Genomic DNA, 26063 nt, shown 5'->3' on the forward strand with positions numbered 1-26063 from the left:
TGGTGCCAACCCTCAGAGGTGTAAACCTATTTCAGGACTAGACACTGTGTTTTTATGCCGGACGGCGGTCCGCGCCGAAATCCTCACGAAGAACAAACGTAGGATGGCGTGGAGCGCAGCGATACCCATCGATCCTCGCGCCGGCAGGATGCGGTTCGCGAGCAAGCTCGCTCCTACGAAAAGCGTACCGGAGTATGGGCTGGGCTGTGTAGGAGCGAGCTTGCTCGCGAACAGACCGTAGGGCGCATAACCCGTGCCGGGTTATGCGCCCTACGCACTGCATGGATGCAGGAGGTAGAGCGAGGCAGGATGCCAAAGTCGAGGGCTGGGGTGAGGGGAAAGCATGGGCAGGGGTTATCCCGGAAGAAGACAGTTGCTCCTGCGAAAAGCCATGCCGCGCTGCTCTGTCTCGAGCTTTGTTTTTTGATGTCTTCCAGCGAAATATCCGCGCACGCCGAGTGCCCCTTTCAGGAGGCCGAAGAGCCGAGGGTACTTTTCGCGAAGCGAAAAGCCGGATGGCAGGGGCGAGCTTTTTGGTTACTTTTTGGGGGCGGCCTTCCGTCGTTTGGAAAGGTAACTCGCCCGAGGGGGCGAAACATGGAGTCCACGCGCAAGCCGCAGCGGCGCAAAAACACCGGATCCGAAGCCGCAGGCCTGTAACACCGAAGCCGAAGCAGGTGCCGGCCTTGCCGGCGGATCGTGGGCATGGGCCAGGCGCCCCCGCCCTTCCTACGGTGTGCTACTCACCCACCGGTAACATTTTCCTGCGACAAAATGAGGCGCCAGGAAACAATTTGCACAGTTTCGGTGCGTCTTTCTTGTCTGTCAGGAGTGGGTCGATATCGCGCACCCCACAAGGTGTCTGGGGTTCGGTATTTGTGGCCCAATTACTGCAGGTAAATTGGGTTTTACTATCCGCTTTCGGATCACGTAAACTCCTCGCCGTCAAGCCGCTGGGGCCCTCTCTCCGGCGCTTCTATAATTACTTGTCGCATTGAAGAAATAACCGCTCAGGGGCTGTCGCTAGAATGCCGCTCACCCCGGTAGGCGTGCTTTTCCACGAGAAAGACGCCGGCAATGCGCAGAAAACAACAACCTTCACTTCTGCACGGGCAGCCTGGGACAACCCCTTTCTCCTGCCAATCGAAGTCCTACCCTCGAAGGAGTTACTGATGAAGAAGTTTGCACTTCTCGGTGCGCTGGCCCTGTCCGCGCTTTCCCTGGTTGCCCACGCTGACGACAAGCCGGTTCGCATCGGCATCGAAGCCGGCTATCCGCCGTTCTCCTTCAAGACTCCCGACGGCAAGCTCGCCGGTTTCGACGTGGATATCGGCAACGCCCTGTGCGAAGAGATGAAGGTCAAGTGCACCTGGGTCGAGCAGGAATTCGACGGCCTGATCCCGGCGCTGAAGGTCCGCAAGATCGACGCCATCCTCTCGTCCATGACCATCACCGACGAGCGCAAGAAGTCCGTCGACTTCACCAACAAGTACTACCACACCCCCGCGCGCTTCGTGATGAAGCAGGGTGTGACCCTGAACGATCCGCTGGTCGACCTCAAGGGCAAGAAGGTTGGTGTGCTGCGCGCTTCCACCCATGACCGCTACGCCACCGACGTCCTGGCCCCGGCCGGCATCGAGGTCGTGCGCTACAACTCGCAGAACGAAGCCAACATGGACCTGGTCTCCGGCCGCATCGACGCGACCATGGCCGACTCGGTCAACCTCGACGATGGCTTCCTGAAAACCGACGCTGGCAAGGGCTACGCCTTCGTAGGTCCGGAATACAACGATCCGAAGTACTTCGGTGGCGGCGCCGGCATCGCCGTGCGCAAGGGCGATACCGCCCTGGCCGAGAAATTCAACACGGCCATCGCCGGCATCCGTGCCAACGGCAAGTACAAGGAAGTACAGGACAAGTACTTCAAGTTCGACGTCTACGGCGAGAACTGATCCACGTCCGGAAGTGGCACAGACCCAGGCTTGAACCTGAAGTTTGTGCCACTTTTTTATTGGGGGCGATCCGGCGTCGGGTGATCGCCCAGCAGCGTCCGTGTGATTGCGAGCCGCTTTCGGTCTAGAGGTACGAAACTATGTTCAATGGCTACGGAGCCACCATCGTCGATGGTGCCTGGCTGACGCTTCAGCTGTCGTTGCTGTCGATGGCTCTGGCGATCGCCCTGGGATTGCTCGGTGCCGCCATCCGCCTGTCGCCGGTGAAGTGGCTGGCCTGGTGTGGCGACCTCTATGCGACCGTGATCCGCGGCGTACCGGACCTGGTGCTGATCCTGCTGATCTTCTACGGCGGCCAGGCCGCGGTGAACTGGATCGCGCCGATGGTCGGCTATGACGACTACATCGACCTCAATCCCTTCGCTTCCGGTGTCGGCACCCTGGGCTTCATCTTCGGCGCCTACCTGTCCGAGACCTTCCGTGGCGCCTTCATGGCCATCCCGAAAGGGCAGGGCGAGGCCGGTTTCGCCTACGGCATGAGCCCGCTTCAGGTGTTCTTCCGCATCCAGGTGCCGCAGATGATCCGCCTGGCCATTCCCGGCTTCACCAACAACTGGCTGGTGCTGGTCAAGGCCACCGCGCTGATCTCCGTGGTCGGCCTGCAGGACATGATGTTCAAGGCCAAGCAGGCTTCGGACGCCACCCGCGAACCCTTCACCTATTTCCTCGCCGTGGCGGCGCTGTACCTGGTGGTCACCAGCGTCTCCCTGCTGCTGCTGCGCATGCTCGAACGCCGCTATTCGGTCGGCGTGAAAGTCGCTGAGCTTTGAGTCCGGGAGCGCCACTATGATTTTCGACTTCTCCGTCATCTGGGACAGCCTGCCGCTCTACTTCAGCGGTCTGTTGGTGACCCTCAAGCTGCTGGCGATCTCGCTGTTCTTCGGTCTCGTGGCGGCCGTGCCGCTGGCGCTGATGCGCTGCTCGAAGAATACGGCGGTGAACCTGCCGGCCTGGCTGTACACCTACGTGATCCGCGGCACCCCGATGCTGGTGCAACTGTTCCTCATCTACTACGGCCTGGCGCAGTTCGAGGCGGTTCGCGAAAGCGCAATGTGGCCGCTGCTGTCCAACGCCACCTTCTGCGCCTGCGCAGCCTTCGCCATCAATACCAGCGCCTACACCGCGGAAATCCTCGCCGGCAGCCTGAAGGCCACGCCCCACGGCGAGATCGAGGCCGCCAAGGCGATGGGCATGTCGCGCCTGAAGATGTACCGCCGCATCCTGCTGCCCTCGGCCCTGCGCCGCGCGCTGCCGCAGTACAGCAACGAGGTGATCATGATGCTGCAGACCACCAGCCTGGCGTCCATCGTGACCCTGGTGGACATCACCGGCGCCGCGCGTACCGTGTACTCGCAGTACTACCTGCCGTTCGAAGCGTTCATCACCGCCGGCATCTTCTACCTGATCATGACCTTCACCCTGGTGCGCCTGTTCAAGCTGGCCGAACGCCGCTGGCTGGCCTATCTCGCGCCGCGCAAGCACTGAGGAGTCGACTGTGGAACGTATCGATCATCTGTTGCCGTGGAGCAGCCTGGGCAGCGAGCGCCGCTTGAGCGTGTTCCGCTACGGCAAGGGCCCGCGCAAGGTCTACATCCAGTCCAGCCTGCACGCCGACGAACTGCCGGGCATGCGCACCGCCTGGGAACTCAAGCAGCGCCTGGCCGACCTGGAATCGCGCGGGCAACTGAACTGCGTCGTCGAACTGGTGCCGGTGGCTAACCCCATCGGCCTGGGCCAGACCCTGCAGGCCAGCCACCTGGGACGCTTCGAGTTCGCCAGCGGGAAGAACTTCAACCGCGATTTCGTCGAGCTGAGTGCTCTGGTTGCCGAGCGCGTCGGCGACCAGCTGGGCGCCGATGAAGCTGCCAACGTCGAGCTGATCCGCCAGGCCATGCGTGACGGGCTCGACGCGCTGCCGCCGGCCTCGTCCGAGCTGCAGGGCATGCAGCGCATCCTGCTGCGCCACGCCTGCGACGCCGAAGTGGTGCTCGACCTGCACTGCGACTTCGACGCTGCCATCCACGTCTACGCGATTCCGCAGCACTGGCCGCGTTGGAAGTCGCTGGCTGCGCGTCTGAAAGCCGGCGTCGCTCTGCTTGCCGAAGATTCCGGCGGCAGCTCCTTCGACGAATCCTGCTCGCTGCCCTGGCTGCGTCTGGCGCAGGCCTTCCCGCAGGCGGCGATTCCGCTCGCGTGCCTGGCCACGACCGTCGAGCTGGGCGGCGTGGGCGATACCCGCGTCGATCAAGGGCAGGCCAATGCCGAGGCAATCCTCGGCTTTCTCGCCGAGCAGGGCCTGATCGCCGGCGACTGGCCGGCGGCACCGGCCGAATGCTGCGAAGGCATGCCCTTCGAAGGCACCGAATATCTCTACGCACCCCACGTTGGCGTGGTGAGTTTCCTGCGCAAGGCGGGGGAGTGGGTGGAGAAGGGCGACGCACTGTTCGAAGTGGTCGACCCGCTGAACGACCAGGTCAGCACCGTTCGCGCCGGGACTTCCGGCGTGCTGTTCGCCATCGAGCGTGGGCGCTACGCCCAGCCGGGGCTTTGGCTGGCCAAGGTGGCCGGGCGTGAGCCGTTCCGCAAGGGCCGGCTGATCAACGACTGAATTCGAGAACCGACACCATGTACAAACTGGAAATCCAGGACCTGCACAAGCGCTACGGCACCCACGAGGTGCTCAAGGGCGTCTCCCTGGCGGCGAAGGCGGGCGACGTGATCAGCATCATCGGCTCCTCCGGCTCGGGCAAGAGCACCTTCCTGCGTTGCATCAACCTGCTCGAGCAGCCCCATGCGGGCAAGATCCTGCTCAACGGCGAAGAGCTCAAGCTCGTGCCGAACAAGGACGGCGCGCTCAAGGCCGCCGACGCCAAGCAGTTGCAGCGCATGCGCTCGCGCCTGTCGATGGTGTTCCAGCACTTCAACCTGTGGTCGCACATGAGCGCCCTGGAGAACGTCATCGAGGCGCCGGTCCACGTACTGGGCGTGTCGAAGAAGGAAGCGCTGGAAAAGGCCGAGCACTACCTGGCGAAAGTCGGCGTGGCGCACCGCAAGGATGCCTACCCGGCCCACATGTCCGGCGGCGAGCAGCAGCGCGTGGCCATCGCCCGTGCCCTGGCGGTCGAGCCGGAAGTCATGCTGTTCGACGAGCCGACCTCGGCGCTCGACCCGGAGCTGGTCGGCGAAGTCCTGCGGGTGATGCAGGACCTGGCCCAGGAAGGCCGCACCATGGTGGTGGTGACCCACGAGATGGGCTTTGCCCGCGAGGTATCCAACCAGTTGGTGTTCCTGCACAAGGGGCTGGTGGAAGAGGCGGGCTGTCCGAAGGAAGTCCTGGCCAATCCGCAATCGGAACGCCTCAAGCAGTTCCTTTCCGGCAGCTTGAAGTAAGCTGTCTGTCATCGTCGCCTGGTGATCTAGCCGCATGACCGCACAACGCATCGGATTCCTCCTCTGGCCGCATACGCGGGCGTTGACCCTGGCGCTGGCCGAGGAGGCCCTGCGGGTCGCCCGCCGGCTGCACCCCGAAGCACTCTACGAACCGGTGTTCATGAGCGCCGAAGCGGTCGCCGAGGCTGATGGCTGGCGTCTGCCGGGGCAGTCCTGGAACGGCGTGCTGGAGCAGTGCCAGCGCATCTTCCTGGTGGCCGACGAGATTCCCCAGCCGGTCTCCGCGCCGCTGGCTGCCGCGCTCAAGCAACTTTCGCGCAGCGGCGTGAGCATCGGCGCGCTGTCCGCCGGCATCTACCCGCTGGCGCAGTTGGGCCTGCTCGACGGCTACCGCGCCGCCGTGCACTGGCGCTGGCACGACGACTTCACCGAGCGTCACCCCAAGGTCATCGCCACCAACCATCTGTTCGAATGGGATCGCGACCGCCTCAGCGCCTGCGGTGGCATGGCCGTGCTCGACCTGTTGCTGGCCGTGCTCTCCCGCGACCACGGCGCGGAACTGGCTGGCGCGGTCTCCGAAGAACTGGTGGTGGAGCGTATCCGCGAAGGCTCCGAGCGCCAGCGCATCCCGCTGAAGAACCGCCTCGGCTCCAGCCACCCGAAGCTCACCCAGGCGGTGCTGCTGATGGAGGCGAACATCGAGGAGCCGCTGACCACCGACGAGATCGCCCAGCACGTGTGCGTCTCGCGCCGCCAGTTGGAACGCATCTTCAAGCAGTACCTGACCCGCGTGCCCAGCCAGTACTACCTGGAGCTGCGCCTGAACCGCGCGCGGCAGATGCTGATGCAGACCAGCAAATCGATCATCCAGATCGGCCTGTCCTGCGGCTTCTCCAGCGGCCCGCACTTCTCCAGCGCCTACCGCAACTTCTTCGGCGTGACCCCGCGCGAAGACCGCAACCAGCGTCGCGGCCAGGGCGCCACCGAAGCCGCTCCGGTTGCAGCCGAGCGCGGCTGAGTCACTGCTCTTCGTAGGAGCGAGCTTGCTCGCGAACCATCTGGCCGGATGTATCGGTGTAGTGCGGTTCGCGAGCAAGCTCGCTCCTACAGCGAATCCTCTTCCTGCCTTATTCCTTTTCCCCTCGTTCGCAACGCGAACAAATTCCACGCCCGCGTGTACCCGCAGCAGCCCGCAGGCCGTACACTGCGCCTTCCCGACGCTTTCTGTCGCATTTCCGTAAAGCTCGGCAATCCGTGGGTTGGCGCTATAACAAGTTGTCGCATGGCGACAATGCCGACCCGACAATCGTCCCTACAATCCTTCCATCGATAGCCGCCTCAACCAGGCAGGAGAACACCGATGTCTGCTCCGCAAGCTCAGGTCCAACGCTCCGACTTCGACCAGGTCATGGTTCCCAACTACTCGCCGGCTGCCTTCATTCCGGTGCGTGGCGAGGGCTCGCGAGTCTGGGACCAGAACGGCCGAGAGCTGATCGACTTCGCCGGCGGCATCGCAGTGAACTCCCTGGGGCATGCGCACCCGGCGCTGATGCAGGCGCTGACCGAGCAGGCCGGCAAGATCTGGCACGTCTCCAACGTGTTCACCAACGAGCCGGCCCTGCGCCTGGCCAAGAAGCTGATCGACGCCACCTTCGCCGAGCGCGCGTTCTTCGCCAACTCCGGCGCCGAGGCCAACGAGGCCGCGTTGAAGCTGGCGCGCCGCTATGCCCACGATGTCTACGGCCCCGAGAAGTACGAGATCATCTCGATGGTCAACAGCTTCCACGGCCGTACCCTGTTCACCGTCAATGTCGGTGGCCAGGCCAAGTATTCCGATGGTTTCGGCCCGAAGATCGAAGGTATCACCCACATTCCGTTCAACGACCTGGAAGCCCTGAAGGCGGCCATTTCCGACAAGACCTGCGCCGTGATCCTCGAACCGGTGCAGGGCGAGAGTGGCGTGCTGCCGGCCGACCAGGCCTACCTGGAAGGCGTGCGCAAGCTGTGCGACGAGAACAACGCGCTGCTGATCTTCGACGAAGTGCAGAGCGGCTTCGGCCGTATCGGCTACCTCTACGCCCACCAGTACTACGGCGTGAACCCGGACATCCTTTCCAGTGCCAAGGGCCTGGGCGGCGGCTTCCCGATCGGCGCCATGCTGACCACCGCGAAGATCGCCGAGCACCTGGTCGTCGGCACCCACGGCACCACCTACGGCGGTAACCCGCTGGCCTGCGCCGTCGCCGGCGCGGCCTTCGACGTGATCAACACCCCGGAAGTGCTCGAAGGCGTGAAAGCCAAGCATGAGCGCTTCAAGGTCCGCCTGGAGAAGATTGCCGCCGAGTACGGCATCTTCACCCAGGTGCGCGGCATGGGCATGCTGATCGGCGCCGTACTGGCCGATGCCTGGAAAGGCAAGGCCAAGGATGTGCTGAACGCTGCCGAGAAAGAGGCCGTGATGGTCCTGCAGGCCGGCCCGGACGTGGTGCGCTTCGCGCCCAGCCTGGTGATCCCTGACGCGGACATCGACGAAGGTCTGGATCGCCTCGAGCGCGCCATCGCCAAGCTGACCCGCGGCTGACGCCTGCGGCTAAGCTGAATCGGCGGCGGAGCGATTTCGCCGCCCCACCGGCCGGGATACCCCGGCCGGTTTTCGAAAATGCCCTGGTGAGTGCGGCACGAGTCGTGTCGCGCCCACGAATCATGAAACTTTTGTCTGGTTAGAGGAGTGACGCCATGTTGGTGATGCGCCCCGCCCAAGTGGCCGACCTGCAGCAGGTGCAGCGTCTTGCCGCGGACAGCCCGGTCGGCGTCACGTCGCTGCCGGACGACGCGGAACGCCTGCGGGAAAAGATCCTCGCCTCGGAGGCCTCGTTCGCCGCCGAAGTGAGCTTCAACGGTGAAGAGAGCTATTTCTTCGTGCTGGAAGACAGCGTCAGCGGCCGCCTGGTCGGCTGCTCGGCGATCGTTGCGTCGGCCGGTTTCTCCGAGCCGTTCTACAGCTTCCGCAACGAGACCTTCGTGCACGCTTCCCGGTCGCTTTCGATCCACAACAAGATCCACGTCCTCTCGCTGTGCCACGACCTCACCGGCAACAGCCTGCTGACCAGTTTCTACGTCGAGCGCGACCTGGTGAACACACCCATCGCCGAGCTCAACTCCCGTGGCCGCCTGCTGTTCATGGCCAGCCATCCGGAACGCTTCGCCGATGCGGTGGTGGTGGAGATCGTCGGCTACAGCGACGACCAGGGCCAGTCGCCGTTCTGGAACGCCATCGGGCGCAACTTCTTCGACCTCGACTACTCCGCGGCCGAGAAGCTCTCGGGTCTGAAGAGCCGGACCTTCCTCGCCGAACTGATGCCGCATTACCCGATCTACGTACCGCTGCTGCCGGACGAGGCGCAGGAGTCTATGGGCCAGGTGCACCCGCGTGCGCAGATCACCTTCGACATCCTGATGCGCGATGGCTTCGAGTCCGACAACTACGTCGACATCTTCGACGGCGGCCCGACCCTGCACGCGCCCACCTCCAGCATCCGCTCCATCGCCCAGAGCCGGCAGGTACCGGTGCGTATCGGCGCGAGCGGCAAGGGCAACCGTGGTTATCTGGTCACCAACGGCCAGTTGCAGGACTTCCGCGCCATCGTCACCGAACTCGACTGGGCACCCGGCAAGCCGGTGACCCTGAACCAGGAAACCGCCGACGCCCTGGGTATCGGCGAGGGCGCCAGCGTGCGCCTGGTCGCGATCTGAGGGGAGAGAGCATGATCGTCCGTCCCGTAACCAGTGCCGACCTTCCGGCCCTGTTCGACCTGGCGCGCAGCACCGGCACCGGCCTGACCACGCTGCCGGCCAACGAGCAGCGCCTGCAGCACCGCGTGAGCTGGGCCGAGAAGGCCTTCCGTGGCGAGGCCGAGCGCGCCGATGCCGACTACCTGTTCGTCCTCGAGAACGACGATGGCAAGGTGGTGGGGATTTCCGCCGTGGCCGGCGCGGTCGGCCTGCGCGAGCCCTGGTACAACTACCGCGTCGGCCTGACCGTCAGCGCCTCCCAGGAACTGGGTATCCACCGCGAGATTCCCACGCTGTTCCTGGCCAACGACCTCACCGGGCAGTCCGAGCTGTGCTCGCTGTTCCTGCATGCCGACCACCGCGCGGGCCTGAACGGCCGGTTGCTGTCCAAGGCGCGCTTCCTGTTCATCGCCGAATTCCGCGAGCTGTTCGGCGACAAGGTGATCGCCGAAATGCGCGGCATGTCCGACGAGGACGGTCGCTCGCCGTTCTGGGAAAGCCTGGGCCGGCACTTCTTCAAGATGGAGTTCAGCCAGGCCGACTACCTGACCGGCGTGGGCAACAAGTCCTTCATCGCCGAGCTGATGCCCAAGTTCCCGCTCTACACCTGCTTCCTCTCCGAGGATGCGCGGGAGGTGATCGGCCGCGTGCACCCACACACCGAACCGGCGCTGGCCATGCTCAAGGCCGAGGGCTTCAGTTACCAGGGGTACGTCGACATCTTCGACGCCGGCCCCGCCATCGAGGCGCCGACCGAGAAGATCCGTGCCATCGCCGACAGCCAGAACCTGGTGTTGGCCATTGGCACACCGGGCGACGACGCCGAGCCCTACCTGGTCCACAACCGCAAGCGCGAGGAGTGCCGCATCACCGCGGCGCCGGCGCGCGTGGCCGCCGGCTCGCTGGTGGTCGATGCGCAGACCGCCAAGCGCCTGCGCCTGTCCGCCGGGGCTTCGGTCCGCGCGGTGCCCCTCTCCGGAAAACGCAACTGACGCCGCGAGGCGTCAGGGGAGCCTGATGATGAATACCCACTACATTGCCGGCCAGTGGCTGGCGGGCGAAGGCGAGCTGCTGGAATCCCTCTGCCCGGTTAGCCAGACCGTGGTCTGGAGCGGTCACGCCGCCTCGGCCGCGCAGGTCGCCGCCGCCGTCGCCGCCGCGCGCAGCGCCTTCCCGGCCTGGGCGCGCCGCCCGCTGGAAGAGCGCATCGCCGTGCTGGAGCGCTTCGCCGCTGCCCTCAAGGGCCGTTCCGAGGAGCTGGCCCGTGCCATTGGCGAGGAAACCGGCAAGCCGCTGTGGGAAGCTGCCACCGAAGTGACCAGCATGGTCAACAAGATCGCCATCTCGGTCCAGGCTTTGCGTGAACGCACCGGCGAGAAGAGCGGGCCCCTGGCCGACGCCACTGCCGTGCTGCGCCACAAGCCCCACGGCGTGGTCGCGGTGTTCGGCCCGTACAACTTCCCCGGCCACCTGCCCAACGGCCACATCGTGCCGGCCCTGCTGGCGGGCAATGCCGTGGTGTTCAAGCCCAGCGAGCTGACCCCGAAGGTCGCCGAACTGACCCTGCAGGCCTGGATAGAAGCCGGCATCCCCGCCGGTGTGATCAACCTGGTGCAGGGCGCCCGCGATACTGGCGTGGCATTGGCTGGCAACGACGATATCGATGGCCTGTTCTTCACCGGCTCCAGCCGCACCGGCAATCTGCTGCACAGCCAGTTCGGCGGCCGCCCGCAGAAGATCCTGGCGCTGGAGATGGGGGGCAACAACCCGCTGATCGTCGACGAGGTGAAGGACCTGGACGCCGCCGTCTACACCATCATCCAGTCCGCCTTCATTTCCGCCGGCCAGCGCTGCACCTGCGCCCGCCGCCTGCTGGTGCCGCAGGGCGCCTGGGGCGACACGCTGATCGAGCGCCTGGTGGCCGTGGCCGCGACCATCAAGGTCGGTGCCTTCGATGAACAACCGGCGCCCTTCATGGGCTCGGTGATCTCGCTGGCCGCCGCGCAGCACCTGATCAAGGCCCAGGAACAATTGCTGGCCAAGGGCGCCAAGCCGCTGCTGGCGATGACCCAGCCGCTGGCCACCGCCGCGCTGCTGACCCCCGGCATCCTCGACGTGAGCGCCGTCAGCGAGCGCCCGGACGAAGAGTTCTTCGGCCCGCTGCTGCAGGTGATTCGTTACTCAAGCTTCGACGCCGCCGTGCGTGAAGCCAATGCCACCCAGTACGGCCTCGCCGCCGGCCTGCTGTCGGACTCCCGCGAGCGCTTTGAGGACTTCCTCATCGAGAGCCGCGCCGGCATCGTCAACTGGAACAAGCAACTGACCGGCGCCGCCAGTAGCGCGCCGTTCGGCGGCATCGGCGCCTCCGGCAACCACCGCCCGAGCGCCTACTACGCAGCCGACTACTGCGCGTACCCGGTCGCCTCGCTGGAAAGCGACAGCCTGAGCCTGCCTGCAACCCTGACTCCGGGAGTGAGCCTGTGATGACCGCCTATGAAATGAACTTCGACGGTCTGGTCGGGCCGACGCACAACTACGGCGGCCTGTCCTACGGCAACGTGGCTTCGCAGAGCAACAGCCAGGCGGCCTCCAACCCGCGCGAAGCGGCAAAGCAGGGCCTGTCGAAGATGAAGGCGCTGATGGAAATGGGCTTCAAGCAGGGCGTGTTCGCCCCGCAGGAGCGTCCGGCCGTTGCCTCGCTGCGGGCCCTGGGCTTCTCCGGAACCGACGCCGAAGTGATCGCCAGGGCGGCGAAAGAAGCCATGCCGCTGCTCGCCGCCGTCAGCTCTGCATCCTGCATGTGGACCGCCAACGCCGCCACTGTCAGCCCCGGTGCCGACACTGCCGATGGCCGCGTGCACTTCACCGCCGCCAACCTGAACTGCAAGTTCCACCGTTCCATCGAGCATCCGCAGACCAGCCGCATCCTCGCGGCGATGTTCAATGACGAGCAGCACTTCGCCCACCACGCCGCCCTGCCGGCAGTCGCCCAGTTCGGCGACGAGGGCGCGGCCAACCACACGCGCTTCTGCAAGTCCTATGGCGAAGCCGGCGTCGAGTTCTTCGTGTTCGGTCGCAGCGCCTTCGACAGCCGCTTCCCGGCACCGCAGCGCTACCCGGCGCGGCAGACCCTGGAAGCCTGCCAGGCGGTCGCCCGCCTGCACGGCCTGAGTGACGACGGCGTGGTCTACGCCCAGCAGAACCCGGCGGTAATCGACCAGGGCGTGTTCCACAACGATGTGATCGCGGTCGGTAACGGCGAAGTGCTGTTCCACCACGAAGACGCCTTCCTCGACACCGAGCGCGTGCTCGCCGAGCTGCACGACAAGCTGGGCCGCCGTGGCGGTCGCTTCCGCGCCGTGTGTGTGCCGAGCGACCAGGTCACGGTCGAGGACGCGGTGAAGTCCTACCTGTTCAACAGCCAACTGCTCACCCGTGCCGACGGCAACATGCTGCTGATCGTCCCGGAGGAGTGCCGCAAGAACGAGCGCGTGTGGCAATACCTTTCGCGCCTGACCGCCGAGGACGGGCCGATCCGCGAGGTGAAGGTGTTCGACCTCAAGCAGAGCATGCAGAACGGTGGTGGCCCGGCCTGCCTGCGACTGCGCGTGGCGCTCAATGACGCCGAGCTGGCAGCGGTGAATCCAGGCGTGATCATGACCCCGACCCTGCACGACACCCTGGTCACCTGGGTCGACAAGCACTACCGCGATCGCCTGGCCGAAGCCGACCTGGCCGACCCGCAATTGCTCGTTGAGTGCCGGACGGCGTTGGATGAATTGAGCCAGATCCTTAAACTGGGCTCGGTTTATCCGTTCCAGCAGATCTGATGACCCGTTCACTGCCTGCCTGCGCTTGCTCATGCAGCGTTAAAAACAGGCTCAAGATGCTCATTTACAGCGCGTAAACTGCGCTCTTTCGCCTGTTCTTGCCTCGCCTGAGCTGCGCTCGGCGAGGCATTGAACGGGTCAGGTGACTGACATGACCGAAAGCCTCCCGCTGATTCTCGAAGACAACCAGGGCGAGCGCCGCGAGACCCACACCGCGCGCCTGGCCATCCGCCTGGAAGGGCGCGAGCTGTGGCTGGAGGCCGATGGCAAGGGCGGCCTTACGATCTACGCCGACTCCCATGAGGACGACGCCGAGATCCCGCTGCTGGTGGTGCGTCCGCAGGCGGTGAACCAGTTGGGCCTGAGCCTTGAACTGGAAGCCGCCGAAGTCCACGAACATGGTCCAGACTGTGGATGTGACCACCACCACTGATCGCGGAGCCCGCGGCCGCTCCGGCCGCGGGGAATGATGGAGGCGTCCGCATGCTAGCCCTGGGCAAACTGCTCGAACTGACCCTCGCCGGCCGTGAGCCGACGGAAAAGATCCAGCTCACCGCGGATGGCACCCGCCTGCACTGGCTGGCGGAAGGCGCGCTGGAAATCACCCCTTCGACCACCCGCGACCAGGGTCGCGACCTGCTGCTCTCGGCGGGCATCCACGGTAACGAGACCGCGCCCATCGAACTGCTCGACCGTCTGGTGCAGCGCATTGCCCGTGGCGAGCTCAAGCCTGCGGCGCGCACCCTGATCCTGCTGGGCAACCCCGAGGCCATGCGTCGCGGCGAGCGCTACCTGGAGCAGGATATCAACCGCCTGTTCTGCGGTCGTCACGAGGAGGGCAGCGGCAACGAAGCCTTGCGCGCCGCCGAACTGGAGCGTCTGGCTGCCGCCTTCTTCGCCCGTGCCGGGCGTACCCGCCTGCACTACGACCTGCATACCGCCATCCGTGGGTCGAAGATCGAACAGTTTGCCCTTTATCCCTGGAGCGAGGGTCGCCAGCACTCCCGCGATGAACTGGCGCGCCTGCGCAGTGCCGGCATCGATGCGGTACTGCTGCAGAACAAGCCGGGCATTACCTTCAGTGCTTACACCTACAGTCGCCTCGACGCCGAAGCCTTTACCCTGGAACTGGGCAAGGCGCGGCCGTTCGGACAGAACCAGGTGGTCAACCTCGATCGTCTGGAAGCCATGCTGCAGAGCCTGATCCGTGGCGACGCCGCCGTCGTCGATGGGGCGCCACTCGATGGCCTGAAGCTGTTCGCCGTATCCCGCGAAGTGATCAAGCACAGCGACCATTTTCGCCTGCACCTGGACGACGCGGTGGATAACTTCACCGAACTGGACCAGGGCTACCTGCTCGCCGAGGACATCGGCGGCACCCGCTGGATCGTGGAAGAGCAGGGCGCACGAATCATCTTCCCCAACCCGCGGGTGAAGAACGGCTTGCGCGCCGGAATCCTGGTCGTCCCCACCGAGCTTTGACGGCGTTTGTAGGAGCGAGCTTGCTCGCGAACCGCCCGACGCCGAAGTCGCCGGGAAAATGGGTTCGCGAGCAAGAACTGGTCGTCCCCTCGACCCTGCGCACTCAACCCTTGTTCCTCCTCTGGTGAGCGCTTAGCATCGGCGCTTTCCGCCTGATGCCCGAGGAGCCTTGCCATGTCCATCATCGACCTTCGCAGCGACACCGTGACCTTGCCCACCACCGGCATGCGCGAGGCGATGGCGCGGGCCGAACTGGGCGATGACGTCTACGGCGAAGACCCGACGGTGAACCGCCTGGAAGCGACCCTCGCCGAGCGCCTGGGCTTCGCCGCCGCGCTGTTCGTGCCCACCGGCACCATGAGCAACCTGCTCGGCCTGATGGCCCACTGCGGCCGGGGCGACGAGTACATCGTCGGCCAGCAGGCGCACACCTATAAATATGAAGGCGGCGGCGCCGCGGTCCTGGGCTCGATCCAGCCGCAGCCCATCGAGGGTGAAGCCGACGGCTCGCTGGACCTGGCCAAGGTCGAGGCGGCGATCAAGCAGGACGATTTCCACTTCGCCCGCACCCGCCTGCTGGCGCTGGAAAACACCATGCAGGGCAAGGTCCTGCCGCTGACCTACCTGGCTGCCGCGCGGGAGATGACCCGCCGTCGTGGCCTGGCGCTGCACCTGGACGGCGCGCGCCTGTACAACGCGGCGGTGAAGCTGGGCGTGGACGCCCGCGAGATTACTCGCCACTTCGACTCCGTCTCGGTGTGCCTGTCCAAGGGCCTTGGCGCGCCGGTAGGGTCGGTGCTCTGCGGCGATGCCGAGCTGATCGGCCGTGCGCGTCGCCTGCGCAAGATGGTCGGCGGCGGCATGCGTCAGGCCGGTGGCCTCGCGGCGGCGGCGCTGTATGCGTTGGACCATCAGGTCGAGCGCCTGGCCGAGGACCACGCCAACGCCGAAGCGCTGGGCCGTGGCCTGGCCGAACTGGGCTACGCCATCGAGCCGGTGCAGAGCAACATGGTCTACGTTGGCATCGGCGAGCAGGCCGGTGCCCTGGGCGAGCACCTTGCCAAGCAGGGCATCCGCGTCAGCCCGGCGGCGCGCCTGCGCCTGGTCACCCACCTGGATGTGAAAAACGCCGATATCCCGCGTATCGTCGAAGCTTTTGCCGCCTTTCGTCGTTCCTGACAGAAATTATTGCGCGATAGGGGTTAACTATCGCGCAAAGACACTACAACCTTGATGCGGGGCCGATATAATGCGGCCCTTTGCCGGCGATTCGTGGCCGCATTTTTCCGTGGAAGAACCTATGAAAAGCGCTGAAATCCGTGAAGCCTTCCTCCGCTTCTTCGAAGAGAAGGGGCACACCCGCGTAGCGTCCAGTTCGCTGATCCCCGCGAACGACCCGACCCTGCTGTTCACCAACGCAGGCATGAACCAGTTCAAGGATTGCTTCCTGGGCCTGGAAAAGCGCGCCTACACCCGCGCCACCACCAGCCAGAAGTGCGTGCGTGCCGGCGGCAAGCACAACGACCTGGAAAACGTCGGTTACACCGCGCGCCACCACACCTTCTTCGAAATGCTGGGCAACTTCAGCTTCGGCGACTATTTCAAGCGCGACGCCATCACCTACGCCTGGGAATTCCTGACCTCGGACAAGTGGCTGAACCTGCCCAAGGAAAAACTCTGGGTCACCGTTTACGCCAGCGATGACGAGGCCTACGACATCTGGACCCAGGAAGTCGGTATTCCCGCCGAGCGCATGGTCCGCATCGGCGACAACAAGGGCGCTCCCTACGCGTCGGACAACTTCTGGGCGATGGGCGATACCGGCCCGTGCGGCCCGTGCACCGAGATCTTCTTCGACCACGGCGCCGACATCTGGGGCGGCCCGCCCGGCTCGCCGGAAGAAGACGGCGACCGCTACATCGAGATCTGGAACAACGTGTTCATGCAGTTCAACCGCACCGCGGACGGCGTCATGCACCCGCTGCCGGCGCCGAGCGTGGACACCGGCATGGGCCTGGAGCGCATCAGCGCGGTGCTGCAGCACGTCCACTCGAACTACGAGATCGACCTGTTCCAGAGCCTGCTGAAGGCTTCGGCCGACGCCATCGGCTGCGCCAACGACGACGCACCGTCGCTGAAAGTGGTGGCCGACCACATCCGTTCCTGCGGCTTCCTGATCGCAGACGGCGTGCTGCCGTCCAACGAAGGCCGTGGCTACGTGCTGCGTCGCATCATCCGTCGTGCCTGCCGCCACGGTAACAAGCTGGGTGCCAAGGGCACCTTCTTCCACAAGATCGTCTCCGCCCTGGTCGGCGAGATGGGCGAGGCCTTCGTCGAGCTCAAGCAGCAGCAGGCGCACATCGAGCGCGTGCTGAAGACCGAGGAAGAGCAGTTCGCCAAGACCCTGGAGCAGGGTCTGAAGATCCTCGAGCAGGACCTGTCCGAGCTCAAGGGCAGCGTCATTCCCGGCAACGTGGTGTTCAAGCTGTACGACACCTACGGCTTCCCGGTTGACCTGACCAACGACATCGCCCGCGAGCGCAGCCTGACCCTCGACGAGGAAGGCTTCGAGCGCGAGATGGAGGCCCAGCGCGAGCGCGCCCGCTCCGCCAGCGCCTTCGGCATGGACTACAACAGCCTGGTTAAAGTGGAGGGCGACACCCGCTTCCTCGGCTACCAGGGCGTATCCGGCGCGGGCCAGATCATCGCGCTGTTCAAGGACGGCAAGGCCGTCGAGCAACTGGGTGAAGGCGAGGAGGGCGTGGTCGTCCTCGACCAGACCCCGTTCTACGCCGAATCCGGCGGCCAGGTCGGCGACTGCGGCTACCTCGCGGGTGCCGGCGTGCGCTTCGACGTGCGCGACACGACCAAGGCGGGCGGCGCCCACCTGCACCACGGCGTGGTTGCCCAAGGCAGTCTGAGCGTTGGCGCTGCTGTGAAAGCCGAGGTCGACGCCACCGTGCGCCAGGCCACCGCGCTGAATCACTCCGCTACCCACCTGCTGCACGCTGCGCTGCGCCAGGTGCTGGGCGATCACGTCCAGCAGAAGGGCTCGCTGGTCGACAGCCAGCGCCTGCGCTTCGACTTCAGCCACTTCGAGGCGATCAAGCCCGAGCAATTGAAGCAGCTGGAAGACATCGTCAACCGCGAAATCCGCAAGAACTCCGAGGTCGAGACCGAGGAAACCGACATCGACACCGCCAAGGCCAAGGGTGCAATGGCACTGTTCGGTGAGAAGTACGGCGACCAGGTACGTGTGCTGAGCATGGGCGGCAAGTTCTCCGTCGAGCTGTGCGGCGGCACCCACGTGTCCCGTACCGGTGATATCGGCCTGTTCAAGATCACCAGCGAAGGCGGTGTGGCTTCCGGCGTTCGCCGTATCGAAGCGGTCACCGGCGGCGCTGCGCTGGCTTATCTCAACGGTGCCGAAGAGCAGCTCAAGGAAGCGGCCGGCCTGGTCAAGGGTAGTCGTGACAACCTGCTGGACAAGCTCTCCGGCCTGATCGAGCGCAATCGTCAGCTGGAGAAAGAGCTGGAACAGCTCAAGGCCAAGGCTGCCAGCGCGGCCGGGGATGACCTGGCGGGCTCCGCCGTGGAAGTCGGCGGCGTGAAGGTGCTGTCCTCCCGTCTCGACGGCCTGGACGGCAAGGCGCTGCTGGCGCTGGTCGACCAGCTCAAGAACAAGCTCGGCAGCGGTGTGATCCTGCTGGGCGGCGTGTTCGAGGAGAAGGTCGTGCTGGTTGCCGGTGTGACCCAGGACCTGACCGCCAAGCTGAAAGCTGGCGATCTGATGAGGCAGGCCGCTGCGGCCGTGGGCGGGAAGGGCGGTGGTCGCCCGGACATGGCCCAGGGCGGTGGCGTCGATGCCGGCAAGCTGGACGAGGCTCTGACGCTGGCGCGTACATTTGTCGAACAGGGCCTCTAAGAACCTGCTTACGATCTGCTGCGCGTCGGCATAACGGCGTTGAAATCGGTTTCGGGATGCTCATTTACTGTGTGTAAACTCCGCTCCCTCAACCGATTTCGCCTTGTTCTGCTCTAGCTCGCGAGATCGTAAACAGGCTCTAAAGGCCCTGAAATACCGGGGTCCGCAGCGCGTCCGGCGGTCCTTGGCAGCATGCGGTGATGCATGTTAAATGGGCGCCCTTCAGGAATCAGGCGGCTTTTGAAATGGCTTTGATCGTACAGAAGTTTGGAGGGACCTCCGTCGGCACCGTCGAGCGAATCGAGCAGGTGGCCGAGAAGGTGAAGAAATTCCGTGAAGCGGGCGATGACATCGTCGTGGTGGTATCCGCCATGAGCGGCGAGACCAACCGCCTGATTGGTCTGGCGAAACAGATCATGGACGTGCCGATTCCGCGCGAGCTGGACGTGATGGTATCCACCGGCGAGCAGGTGACCATCGCGCTGCTGAGCATGGCGCTGATGAAGCGCGGCGTGCCGGCGGTGTCCTACACCGGCAATCAGGTTCGTATCCTGACCGACAGTTCCCACACCAAGGCGCGTATCCTGAGCATTGATGATGCGAATATTCGTGCAGATCTGAAAGCTGGCCGTGTTGTAGTGGTCGCAGGCTTCCAGGGGGTGGACGAGCACGGCAACATCACCACCCTCGGCCGTGGCGGTTCCGACACCACTGGCGTGGCCCTGGCCGCGGCGCTGAAGGCCGACGAGTGCCAGATCTACACAGATGTCGATGGCGTCTACACCACCGACCCACGCGTCGTGCCGCAGGCGCGCCGCCTGAGCAAGATCACCTTCGAGGAGATGCTGGAAATGGCCAGCCTCGGCTCCAAGGTCCTGCAGATCCGTTCGGTCGAGTTCGCCGGCAAGTACAACGTCCCGCTGCGCGTGCTGCACAGCTTCCAGGAGGGTCCGGGCACCCTCATTACCCTTGATGAAGAGGAATCCATGGAACAGCCGATCATCTCCGGCATCGCCTTCAATCGCGACGAAGCCAAGCTGACCATCCGTGGCGTACCGGATACCCCCGGCGTTGCTTTCAAGATTCTTGGCCCAATCAGTGCCGCCAATGTAGAAGTCGATATGATCGTGCAGAACGTTTCGCACGATAACACCACCGACTTCACCTTCACCGTGCACCGCAACGACTACCAGGCCGCCCTGGAGATCCTCAAGCAGACCGCCATCAGTATCGGTGCGCGCGAAGCTACCGGCGACACCAACATCGCCAAGGTTTCCATCGTCGGTGTCGGCATGCGTTCCCATGCCGGTGTTGCCAGCCGCATGTTCGAGGCGCTGGCCAAGGAGTCCATCAATATCCAGATGATCTCCACCTCGGAAATCAAGGTTTCCGTGGTCATCGAAGAGAAGTACCTGGAGCTGGCGGTGCGTGCCCTGCACACGGCGTTCGAGCTCGACGCCCCGGCCCACCAGGGCGAATAAGGGGAGTGGACCCAGAAAGGCGCGGCTAACCCGCGCCTTTTGTCGTTTTTGACTGGCCGTTAGGAACTTTCATTCCGACAAGACTGGTCAATACTTGGGTGAAGGATTCGCGCACTTGAACTGCGCGAATCTGCCACCATTTCTTTTTTGCAGACTGTTTATCCGTAATTCGTAAGGAGAAAGGAATGCTGATTCTGACTCGCCGGGTCGGAGAGACCCTGATGGTCGGTGATGACGTCACCGTGACTGTGTTGGGTGTCAAGGGAAATCAGGTGCGTATCGGTGTGAATGCGCCGAAGGAAGTCGCTGTGCACCGTGAGGAAATCTACCAGCGCATCCAGAAAGAGAAAGACCAAGAACCAAACCATTAATTTTTCTAAAAATTTTCTTTGCAAACGGGGAAAACCTGGATATTATGCGCCCCGTGTTGCGGAGAGGTGGCCGAGTGGCCGAAGGCGCTCCCCTGCTAAGGGAGTACATCTCAAAAGGGTGTCGGGGGTTCGAATCCCCCCCTCTCCGCCATTGCATCTCCTGGTGCAGTGAGTTGTCCAGTTACGTAAGTGACTGAAAAGATTGAAAAAATCTTGTTGACAGGTCAGAAAGATAGCACTAGAATTTGCGCCCTCATCAGCGCACTCATAGCTCAGCTGGATAGAGTACTCGGCTACGAACCGAGCGGTCGGAGGTTCGAATCCTCCTGAGTGCGCCATATACGAAGTAGCGCGAAAGCGGGGCTTCAGTGGCGAAAGGGCTGAAAAGCCATTAGCTGCAACCAGTTGGTGAATCTGGTTAAACTTTACCGACGACGCACTCATAGCTCAGCTGGATAGAGTACTCGGCTACGAACCGAGCGGTCGGAGGTTCGAATCCTCCTGAGTGCGCCATATACGAAAGGGCCTGCAGCAATGCAGGCCCTTTTTCTTTGTCCCGTGAAAAACCGACGCCGCGAATCTCAGCGTTTCGCCTTGCCTGCCACGCAGCCGTCCTCGTCGAAAGTCACGGTGCGCGCACCATGCTGCCTGTCCGCTTTGTAGTGGTAGCGCAGTGTTCCATTGTTCTGGCTGACCTTGTCCGGTCGCCCCAGCGTGCTTTCCACATCGCCGCGGGTCATTCCGCTCCTGATCCTGCCTTCGATGATCGCTTTGCGTCTGGCTGAGCCGGTCACGCGATTGCCGCAGCCATTCTGCTGCTCTCCCACGACGACGATGGCCTTGTCGTTCTCTTGGCCCTTCTCGCGCGCTACAGGGCGGGTTCGCGGTGTGGGCATGGGGTTCGCCAGGGGGACCGGCTTGTCGCCTCCTGGCGTGGGATTTGAGGCTTCCTGATTGCTCTGCAGCCGGTCGCCGGGGCAGCCATACTGGCTGAAGAGTACGCTGCCGTCCGCGGCAGTGCAGCGGAACACCGCTGCCGCCTCAGCGGTCGGTAGCAGAAGCAGGATTGAAAACAGCGTGACGGGCAGGCGCATGATGTCCTCCATGACGGCGGGCCTGCCAGCAGCCTAGGAGGGGAATTTGTAAGCCGGTGCCGGGTGTCTTGTCGGGGATTTCGCGCGTCGAACCGTGCGATGAGCCGACGCTGAGCTTTCGGGCGCAAGCGATTGTTCTAGCCGTGATTTTGTAACGCCTATTGCACCCCGGAGTGTTATCATTTCCCGCATCTGCCCTTGATGGGCGCATGGGACAACCACCATGGACTTACCCAGTAGTTACTCAGAACCCCGATTGCGTACACACGACCTGATGTACTGATCCCCAATGGCGCGTTCTGCCACTGGGGGTGGAGCGTGCTATGACCGAAGTAGAAGCCAAGAAGCCGCAGGAAAGCCTGCAGGACCGCCTCAACCAGGTGGTCGACCTGCTGCACAAGCACAAGCTGGTGGAAGACCTGACGCACCGTCAGGAAGGCCAGCATCAAGACCTCGTCGAAAACCTCGTGCACCGCCAGAACCTGGCGGAACTCCAGCGCAAGCTGGAAGAGCTGCACCCGGCCGACATCGCCCACATCCTCGAATCCCTTCCGCTGGACGACCGCCTGACGGTCTGGCAGTTGGTCAAGGCCGAGCGCGACGGCGACATCCTCCTCGAAGTCTCCGACGCCGTGCGGGAAACTCTGATCGCCGACATGGACGATCACGAGATCCTCGCCGCCGCCAAGGACATGGACGCCGACGAACTCGCGGATCTGGCGCCGGAGCTGCCGCGCGATGTAGTCCACGAACTGATGGAAAGCCTCGATCAGCAGCAGCGCGAACGTGTGCGTTCGGCGCTGTCCTACGAGGAAGACCAGGTCGGCGCGCTGATGGACTTCGAGATGGTCACCATCCGCGATGACGTCAGCCTGGAGGTGGTGCTGCGCTATCTGCGCCGCCTCAAGGAACTGCCCGGCCACACCGACAAGCTCTTCGTGGTCGACTATGACGGCGTGCTCAAGGGCGTACTGCCGATCAAGCGCCTGCTGGTGAATGACCCGGACAAGGACGTGGCCGAGGTCATGGCGACCGATCCGGTGACCTTCACCCCCGACGAGGACGGCTACGACGCCGCCCAGGCCTTCGAGCGCTACGACCTGATTTCCGCCCCGGTGGTGGACAAGAACGGCAAGCTGATCGGTCGTCTGACCATCGACGAGATGGTCGACCTGATCCGTGAGGAGAGCGAAAGCGAAGTACTGAGCATGGCCGGTCTGCGAGAAGAGGAAGACATCTTCGCCTCGGTCTGGAAGTCGGTGCGCAACCGCTGGGCCTGGCTGGCCACCAACCTGATCACCGCCTTCATCGCCTCGCGGGTGATTGGTCTGTTCGAAGGCTCCATCGAGAAGCTGGTGGCGCTGGCCGCGCTGATGCCTATCGTCGCCGGCATCGGCGGCAACTCTGGCAACCAGACCATTACCATGATCGTCCGCGCGATGGCGCTGGATCAGATCCAGACCAACAGCGCCAACCGCCTGCTGCGCAAGGAGCTGGGTGTGGCGCTGGTCAACGGCCTGGTGTGGGGTGGGGTGATCGGTTTCGTCGCCTTCTACCTGTACGGCAACTGGGAGCTGGGTGCGGTGATGACCGGCGCCATGACCCTGAACCTGCTGCTGGCGGCATTGATGGGCGTGTTGATTCCCATGACCCTGTTGCGTCTGGGGCGCGATCCGGCGATGGGCTCCAGCGTGATGATCACCGCCATGACCGACAGCGGCGGCTTCTTCATCTTCCTCGGGCTGGCCACGCTGTTCCTGATGTAGTCCCGGCTCCGCCAGAGACGCCGAAAAGGCCCGCCCGGGAGGCGGCTTTTTTGTGCCTGTTGCGAGTCGCTGTTGGAAACGAAACTGCAGACATGAAAAAGCCGGCTCGAGGCCGGCTGTTTTCGGTACTGCTTACGACTCAGGCGTCGTTCTGCGCCATCTCGGCGTCGTGCGCGATCAGGGCGATCAGGGCATTCTGCTGGCGATGGGTCAGTTGGCGGAAGCGTTGCAGCAACTCGCGCTCGTGCAGGCTCAGCTCCGGGCTGTCCAGACGAATGCCGAGATTGTCCTGCAGTGCGCCTTCCTGAAGCAGGCTCTGCTCCAGGCGCGCGATGATCTCGGAGTTCATGCTGCGATGGTGGCTGCGAGCGACTTCAGCGATACGCTCGCGCATGCCTTCCGGCAGACGTACGACGAATTTGTCAGCGGTGCGGCTGGAGTAGGTAGGAGTTGCCTGTTTCAGTGGGCGCATACATTAAACCTGTAAGTCAGGGAGGCCGATGCCAGGGGTCAGCGTTCGTTCAGGCCCTTTGACAGCAATTTCCGTTGGCCGTTCAGCGTGTCGTCAATGGTTTTTGAAAAACACCAATAACTTGACGTCAAATCTGCGACTCATTGTGGCTCGGATGGAGGCTAAATGCCAGCACCAATCATCCGAAATGCGATGCCCTCGGCAGACCGCCCTTTCGATGGGTTCAGGTGACGTCAGGCCCGATGTTGGCAGCGTAGCCGAGGCGCAGAGGGCCCCGCGCCATCATCGCGACAGGGGGCGGTGTGCATCCGATGGAGGGCGGGCGCATGATGGCACAGTGAGCTGGCCGCGTGCAGGGCCGGTCGATCTTAAGGCCATTTCCGATAGCAATTCTTCTGATCTCCTGCGCAGCGGACGGTATCATCTGGCCTGCGGATCAGAAACGACGTAATGCCGAGCCGCCGGCTCCAGAGAGTGTCATGACCCCAGGCAGACTCATTTATCTGATGGGCCCTTCGGGCTCCGGCAAGGACAGCCTGTTGCAAGCCGCCGCCGTCCCCCTGGCCGCGCGGGACTGCCGTATCGCGCGGCGGGTGATAACCCGTTCGGCGGAAGCCCGGGGAGAGGATGCACGCCCGGTGACGGGCGAAGAATTTGAACGCCTGGAACAGGCGGCCGCCTTTGCCATGAGCTGGCGTGCCAATGGCCTGTACTACGGCATCCCCCGTGAAATCGATGACTGGCTGGCGGCGGGGCACGATGTGCTGGTCAATGGCTCGCGCAAGTACCTGCCTCGGGCCAGGGAGCTTTATCCACAGCTGCTGGCGGTGCTGTTGCGGGTTTCGCCGGATGTCCTGCGGGCGCGCCTGCTGGCGCGAGGGCGGGAGAGCCTGCCGCAGGTCGAGGCACGACTGGCGCGCAATGCGCACTTCGCCGATGGCCTGCCGGGGCCGCTGGTCGAACTGGACAATTCCCTGTCGCTGGATACGACGGTGCGCGATTTGCTCGAAGTGCTGGATGGCCCTACCGCCGAGGCGGTCTGAGTCCGGTCAACCCAGTTGCAGCGAGAGGCTGACGCCGTGGGGCGCGAAGCCCATCGCCGCGTAGAATCGGTGGGCCATTTCCCGATCCTGGTGGCTGGACAGCGCCAGTTTGTAGCAGCCCCAACCGCCGGCCCACTCCACGGCGCGTCGGATCAGCGCCTGGCCGATGCCCTGGCCACGGGCGCGATTGTCCACCACCATGTCTTCGAGGATCGCCGAGCGCGCGAAGCCGTGGGCGATGTGCTCGATGAGATGCAGGGTGCAGGTGCCCAGCAGGGTGCCGTCGCGTTCGGCCACCAGCGTGACCCGCGTCGGGCGCTGATTGCCCAGTTCCAATGCCAGCAAGGCGACATCCGGGCTGGGGTCCTGGGCGCCCAGTTGCCGCAGCAGCAGCGCGAGGGTCGGGGCGTCGTCCGGCGTGGCGACGCGTACGTCGAATGTGGCGAAAGGCGAGTCGGGCGTCGCCTGGTGGTCCGGTGGGCTGTTGTTCACGGTATTCCTCCCCTGTCGAAAAAATTATGGGCCCGCCCGGTGGCAGCGGCATGACAAATTCGCCACCGCTCGTTAACATGCCGACCCGATCGTGTCCCGGTAGCTCAATTGGATAGAGCGTCCCCCTCCTAAGGGGAAGGTTGGAGGTTCGACCCCTCTCCGGGACACCACGTTTTCCGCTGCATCGAGCCTATTCGGCTTTCTCTTCGCTCTTCGTTTGACAGCACGCTACCAGCAGCAGGCAATTACGGTGCCTTGCTGGACTTCCGCGGGATGGGGTCTGGCTCTTTGCTGTGTTCGCCTGTTACGGCGTGAGCAGTCAGCCCGGGACAGACCAGTTCACCCCTTCGCGCAGCAGGTTGTCGCGGGACTTCTTGGTCGGCGGGAGGTGCGGGTCGGCGATCACCGCGATGAGCCGGCGGTTGGCTTCTTCCGGCCACGGCTGGCGGATGTTGCCGCTGCGCAGGCCCGACTCGACGTGGGCCACCGGAGTCTGCCGGTGGAAGGCGGTGAGGGCGGCGATGAAGCTGGTGGTGGGGTCGCCATGCGCCAGCACGATGTCGGGGTGGTGGCGGTCGTAGCTGTCCTCCAGGCGTGCCACCAACTGCTGCGACAGGCCGTTGAGCGTCTGGCCCTGGGTCATCACGTCGAAGTCTTCGTCGACCTCCAGTTCGAAGGATTCCAGCACTTGCTGTAGCATCTCCCGGCGCTGGCCGGTGGAGCAGATGCGCAGCTCGATCTCCGGGGTGCGTCGCAGGACCCTGGCCAGCGGCGCCATCTTGATGGCCTCGGGGCGTGTCTCGAAGACCATTGTGACCTTGTACTTCATCAGTGCTCCCTGAGCGGCCCTCGTGAGGCCTCGATTGATTTCCGTGTGGAAATTTTCCAAAGGGCAATGAAAGTCGTTGAGGCC

Annotated in this window: 22 protein-coding genes, 4 tRNA genes and 1 pseudogene; 23 read left to right on the top strand and 4 right to left on the bottom strand. The window is 64.1% G+C overall.

Annotated features, from left to right (window positions below):
- Window positions 1-1172: 1172 nt before the first annotated feature.
- The 20 genes from ACYCAX_RS05130 (at window position 1173) to ACYCAX_RS05225 (ending at window position 20796) form a co-directional block, all read left to right on the top strand.
- Window positions 1173-1952, top strand: coding sequence for an ABC transporter substrate-binding protein (locus tag ACYCAX_RS05130; protein ID WP_015476459.1), 780 nt, complete (start codon window positions 1173-1175; stop codon window positions 1950-1952).
- A 140-nt stretch (window positions 1953-2092) separates the two neighbouring features.
- Window positions 2093-2782, top strand: coding sequence for an ABC transporter permease (locus tag ACYCAX_RS05135; protein WP_015476460.1), 690 nt, complete (start codon window positions 2093-2095; stop codon window positions 2780-2782).
- A 16-nt stretch (window positions 2783-2798) separates the two neighbouring features.
- Window positions 2799-3497 carry an ABC transporter permease gene (locus tag ACYCAX_RS05140; protein ID WP_015476461.1) on the top strand — a complete coding sequence of 233 codons (699 nt, stop codon included), beginning with the start codon at window positions 2799-2801 and terminating at the stop codon, window positions 3495-3497.
- 10 nt (window positions 3498-3507) lie between these two features.
- Window positions 3508-4620: a succinylglutamate desuccinylase/aspartoacylase family protein gene (locus ACYCAX_RS05145; protein ID WP_294977936.1), complete on the top strand. Its 1113-nt coding sequence runs from the start codon at window positions 3508-3510 to the stop codon at window positions 4618-4620.
- A gap of 17 nt (window positions 4621-4637) precedes the next feature.
- Window positions 4638-5402, top strand: coding sequence for an arginine/ornithine transport ATP-binding protein AotP (aotP, locus tag ACYCAX_RS05150; protein WP_015476463.1), 765 nt, complete (start codon window positions 4638-4640; stop codon window positions 5400-5402).
- A gap of 34 nt (window positions 5403-5436) precedes the next feature.
- Window positions 5437-6420, top strand: coding sequence for a transcriptional regulator ArgR (argR, locus tag ACYCAX_RS05155; RefSeq protein WP_015476464.1), 984 nt, complete (start codon window positions 5437-5439; stop codon window positions 6418-6420).
- Window positions 6421-6762: 342 nt separating this feature from the next.
- The gene (locus tag ACYCAX_RS05160; protein ID WP_460247527.1) at window positions 6763-7983 is read left to right on the top strand and encodes an aspartate aminotransferase family protein; all 1221 of its coding nucleotides are present in this window, start codon (window positions 6763-6765) and stop codon (window positions 7981-7983) included.
- 155 nt (window positions 7984-8138) lie between these two features.
- Entirely contained in the window at window positions 8139-9155 is a 1017-nt protein-coding gene (aruF, locus tag ACYCAX_RS05165; protein ID WP_015476466.1) for an arginine/ornithine succinyltransferase subunit alpha, read from the top strand.
- A gap of 11 nt (window positions 9156-9166) precedes the next feature.
- Complete coding sequence (gene astA, locus ACYCAX_RS05170; RefSeq protein ID WP_460247528.1) at window positions 9167-10186, top strand: arginine N-succinyltransferase; 1020 nt, start codon at window positions 9167-9169, stop codon at window positions 10184-10186.
- 25 nt (window positions 10187-10211) lie between these two features.
- Window positions 10212-11678: a succinylglutamate-semialdehyde dehydrogenase gene (gene astD / locus ACYCAX_RS05175; protein WP_294977947.1), complete on the top strand. Its 1467-nt coding sequence runs from the start codon at window positions 10212-10214 to the stop codon at window positions 11676-11678.
- Complete coding sequence (gene astB / locus ACYCAX_RS05180; protein ID WP_460247529.1) at window positions 11678-13024, top strand: N-succinylarginine dihydrolase; 1347 nt, start codon at window positions 11678-11680, stop codon at window positions 13022-13024. Before astD ends, astB begins: the two co-directional genes overlap by 1 nt.
- 151 nt (window positions 13025-13175) lie before the next feature.
- Window positions 13176-13457 carry a hypothetical protein gene (locus ACYCAX_RS05185; RefSeq protein WP_015476470.1) on the top strand — a complete coding sequence of 94 codons (282 nt, stop codon included), beginning with the start codon at window positions 13176-13178 and terminating at the stop codon, window positions 13455-13457.
- Window positions 13458-13507: 50 nt separating this feature from the next.
- Window positions 13508-14506, top strand: a complete 999-nt coding sequence (gene astE, locus ACYCAX_RS05190; RefSeq protein WP_015476471.1) for a succinylglutamate desuccinylase — start codon at window positions 13508-13510, stop codon at window positions 14504-14506.
- Between the two features lie 174 nt (window positions 14507-14680).
- Window positions 14681-15685: a low-specificity L-threonine aldolase gene (ltaE, locus tag ACYCAX_RS05195; RefSeq protein WP_294977953.1), complete on the top strand. Its 1005-nt coding sequence runs from the start codon at window positions 14681-14683 to the stop codon at window positions 15683-15685.
- Between the two features lie 121 nt (window positions 15686-15806).
- The gene (gene alaS, locus ACYCAX_RS05200) at window positions 15807-18431 is read left to right on the top strand and encodes an alanine--tRNA ligase (RefSeq protein WP_460247530.1); all 2625 of its coding nucleotides are present in this window, start codon (window positions 15807-15809) and stop codon (window positions 18429-18431) included.
- A 245-nt stretch (window positions 18432-18676) separates the two neighbouring features.
- The gene (locus ACYCAX_RS05205; RefSeq protein ID WP_294977959.1) at window positions 18677-19912 is read left to right on the top strand and encodes an aspartate kinase; all 1236 of its coding nucleotides are present in this window, start codon (window positions 18677-18679) and stop codon (window positions 19910-19912) included.
- Window positions 19913-20097: 185 nt separating this feature from the next.
- The gene (csrA, locus tag ACYCAX_RS05210; RefSeq protein ID WP_003085981.1) at window positions 20098-20283 is read left to right on the top strand and encodes a carbon storage regulator CsrA; all 186 of its coding nucleotides are present in this window, start codon (window positions 20098-20100) and stop codon (window positions 20281-20283) included.
- A 60-nt stretch (window positions 20284-20343) separates the two neighbouring features.
- Window positions 20344-20434, top strand: a tRNA-Ser gene (locus ACYCAX_RS05215).
- 110 nt (window positions 20435-20544) lie between these two features.
- A tRNA-Arg gene (locus ACYCAX_RS05220) sits at window positions 20545-20621 on the top strand.
- A 98-nt stretch (window positions 20622-20719) separates the two neighbouring features.
- Window positions 20720-20796, top strand: a tRNA-Arg gene (locus ACYCAX_RS05225).
- 68 nt (window positions 20797-20864) lie between these two features.
- Here the strand turns inward: ACYCAX_RS05225 and ACYCAX_RS05230 are convergent.
- A complete protein-coding gene (locus ACYCAX_RS05230; protein ID WP_294981212.1) occupies window positions 20865-21377 on the bottom strand; it encodes a DUF4124 domain-containing protein in 513 nt (170 codons plus the stop codon).
- A gap of 323 nt (window positions 21378-21700) precedes the next feature.
- On the opposite strand from ACYCAX_RS05230, the gene mgtE reads away from it, so the two are divergent.
- Complete coding sequence (gene mgtE, locus ACYCAX_RS05235) at window positions 21701-23143, top strand: magnesium transporter (RefSeq protein WP_015476476.1); 1443 nt, start codon at window positions 21701-21703, stop codon at window positions 23141-23143.
- Window positions 23144-23282: 139 nt separating this feature from the next.
- Here the strand turns inward: mgtE and amrZ are convergent, their stop codons facing one another.
- The gene (amrZ, locus tag ACYCAX_RS05240; protein ID WP_015476477.1) at window positions 23283-23615 is read right to left on the bottom strand and encodes a transcriptional regulator AmrZ; all 333 of its coding nucleotides are present in this window, start codon (window positions 23613-23615) and stop codon (window positions 23283-23285) included.
- 479 nt (window positions 23616-24094) lie between these two features.
- Here amrZ and phnN point away from each other — a divergent pair, with 479 nt between their 5' ends.
- Window positions 24095-24658: a phosphonate metabolism protein/1,5-bisphosphokinase (PRPP-forming) PhnN gene (gene phnN, locus ACYCAX_RS05245; protein ID WP_041711840.1), complete on the top strand. Its 564-nt coding sequence runs from the start codon at window positions 24095-24097 to the stop codon at window positions 24656-24658.
- A gap of 6 nt (window positions 24659-24664) precedes the next feature.
- On the opposite strand, the gene ACYCAX_RS05250 is transcribed toward phnN, so the two are convergent.
- Window positions 24665-25150, bottom strand: coding sequence for a GNAT family N-acetyltransferase (locus tag ACYCAX_RS05250; RefSeq protein WP_460247531.1), 486 nt, complete (start codon window positions 25148-25150; stop codon window positions 24665-24667).
- A 93-nt stretch (window positions 25151-25243) separates the two neighbouring features.
- On the opposite strand from ACYCAX_RS05250, the gene ACYCAX_RS05255 reads away from it, so the two are divergent.
- Window positions 25244-25320: transfer RNA gene (locus ACYCAX_RS05255), tRNA-Arg, on the top strand.
- Between the two features lie 170 nt (window positions 25321-25490).
- Here ACYCAX_RS05255 and ACYCAX_RS05260 read toward each other — a convergent pair.
- Window positions 25491-25979 (bottom strand): annotated as a pseudogene (locus tag ACYCAX_RS05260) (UDP-N-acetylglucosamine 2-epimerase); the annotation flags it as partial.
- Between the last annotated feature and the right edge of the window lie 84 nt (window positions 25980-26063).

The sequence above is a fragment of the Pseudomonas sp. MT3 genome, assembly GCF_054720805.1.

Coding starts and splice junctions, on each gene's coding strand:
- amrZ (WP_015476477.1), bottom strand. CDS start 23,615: ATGCGCCCACTGAAACAGGCAACTCCTACCTACTCCAGCCGCACCGCT.
- argR (WP_015476464.1), top strand. CDS start 5,437: ATGACCGCACAACGCATCGGATTCCTCCTCTGGCCGCATACGCGGGCG.
- ACYCAX_RS05135 (WP_015476460.1), top strand. CDS start 2,093: ATGTTCAATGGCTACGGAGCCACCATCGTCGATGGTGCCTGGCTGACG.
- mgtE (WP_015476476.1), top strand. CDS start 21,701: ATGACCGAAGTAGAAGCCAAGAAGCCGCAGGAAAGCCTGCAGGACCGC.
- ltaE (WP_294977953.1), top strand. CDS start 14,681: ATGTCCATCATCGACCTTCGCAGCGACACCGTGACCTTGCCCACCACC.
- astA (WP_460247528.1), top strand. CDS start 9,167: ATGATCGTCCGTCCCGTAACCAGTGCCGACCTTCCGGCCCTGTTCGAC.
- ACYCAX_RS05130 (WP_015476459.1), top strand. CDS start 1,173: ATGAAGAAGTTTGCACTTCTCGGTGCGCTGGCCCTGTCCGCGCTTTCC.
- ACYCAX_RS05205 (WP_294977959.1), top strand. CDS start 18,677: ATGGCTTTGATCGTACAGAAGTTTGGAGGGACCTCCGTCGGCACCGTC.
- aruF (WP_015476466.1), top strand. CDS start 8,139: ATGTTGGTGATGCGCCCCGCCCAAGTGGCCGACCTGCAGCAGGTGCAG.
- csrA (WP_003085981.1), top strand. CDS start 20,098: ATGCTGATTCTGACTCGCCGGGTCGGAGAGACCCTGATGGTCGGTGAT.
- astB (WP_460247529.1), top strand. CDS start 11,678: ATGACCGCCTATGAAATGAACTTCGACGGTCTGGTCGGGCCGACGCAC.
- phnN (WP_041711840.1), top strand. CDS start 24,095: ATGACCCCAGGCAGACTCATTTATCTGATGGGCCCTTCGGGCTCCGGC.
- alaS (WP_460247530.1), top strand. CDS start 15,807: ATGAAAAGCGCTGAAATCCGTGAAGCCTTCCTCCGCTTCTTCGAAGAG.
- aotP (WP_015476463.1), top strand. CDS start 4,638: ATGTACAAACTGGAAATCCAGGACCTGCACAAGCGCTACGGCACCCAC.
- ACYCAX_RS05230 (WP_294981212.1), bottom strand. CDS start 21,377: ATGCGCCTGCCCGTCACGCTGTTTTCAATCCTGCTTCTGCTACCGACC.
- astE (WP_015476471.1), top strand. CDS start 13,508: ATGCTAGCCCTGGGCAAACTGCTCGAACTGACCCTCGCCGGCCGTGAG.
- ACYCAX_RS05160 (WP_460247527.1), top strand. CDS start 6,763: ATGTCTGCTCCGCAAGCTCAGGTCCAACGCTCCGACTTCGACCAGGTC.
- ACYCAX_RS05140 (WP_015476461.1), top strand. CDS start 2,799: ATGATTTTCGACTTCTCCGTCATCTGGGACAGCCTGCCGCTCTACTTC.
- astD (WP_294977947.1), top strand. CDS start 10,212: ATGATGAATACCCACTACATTGCCGGCCAGTGGCTGGCGGGCGAAGGC.
- ACYCAX_RS05185 (WP_015476470.1), top strand. CDS start 13,176: ATGACCGAAAGCCTCCCGCTGATTCTCGAAGACAACCAGGGCGAGCGC.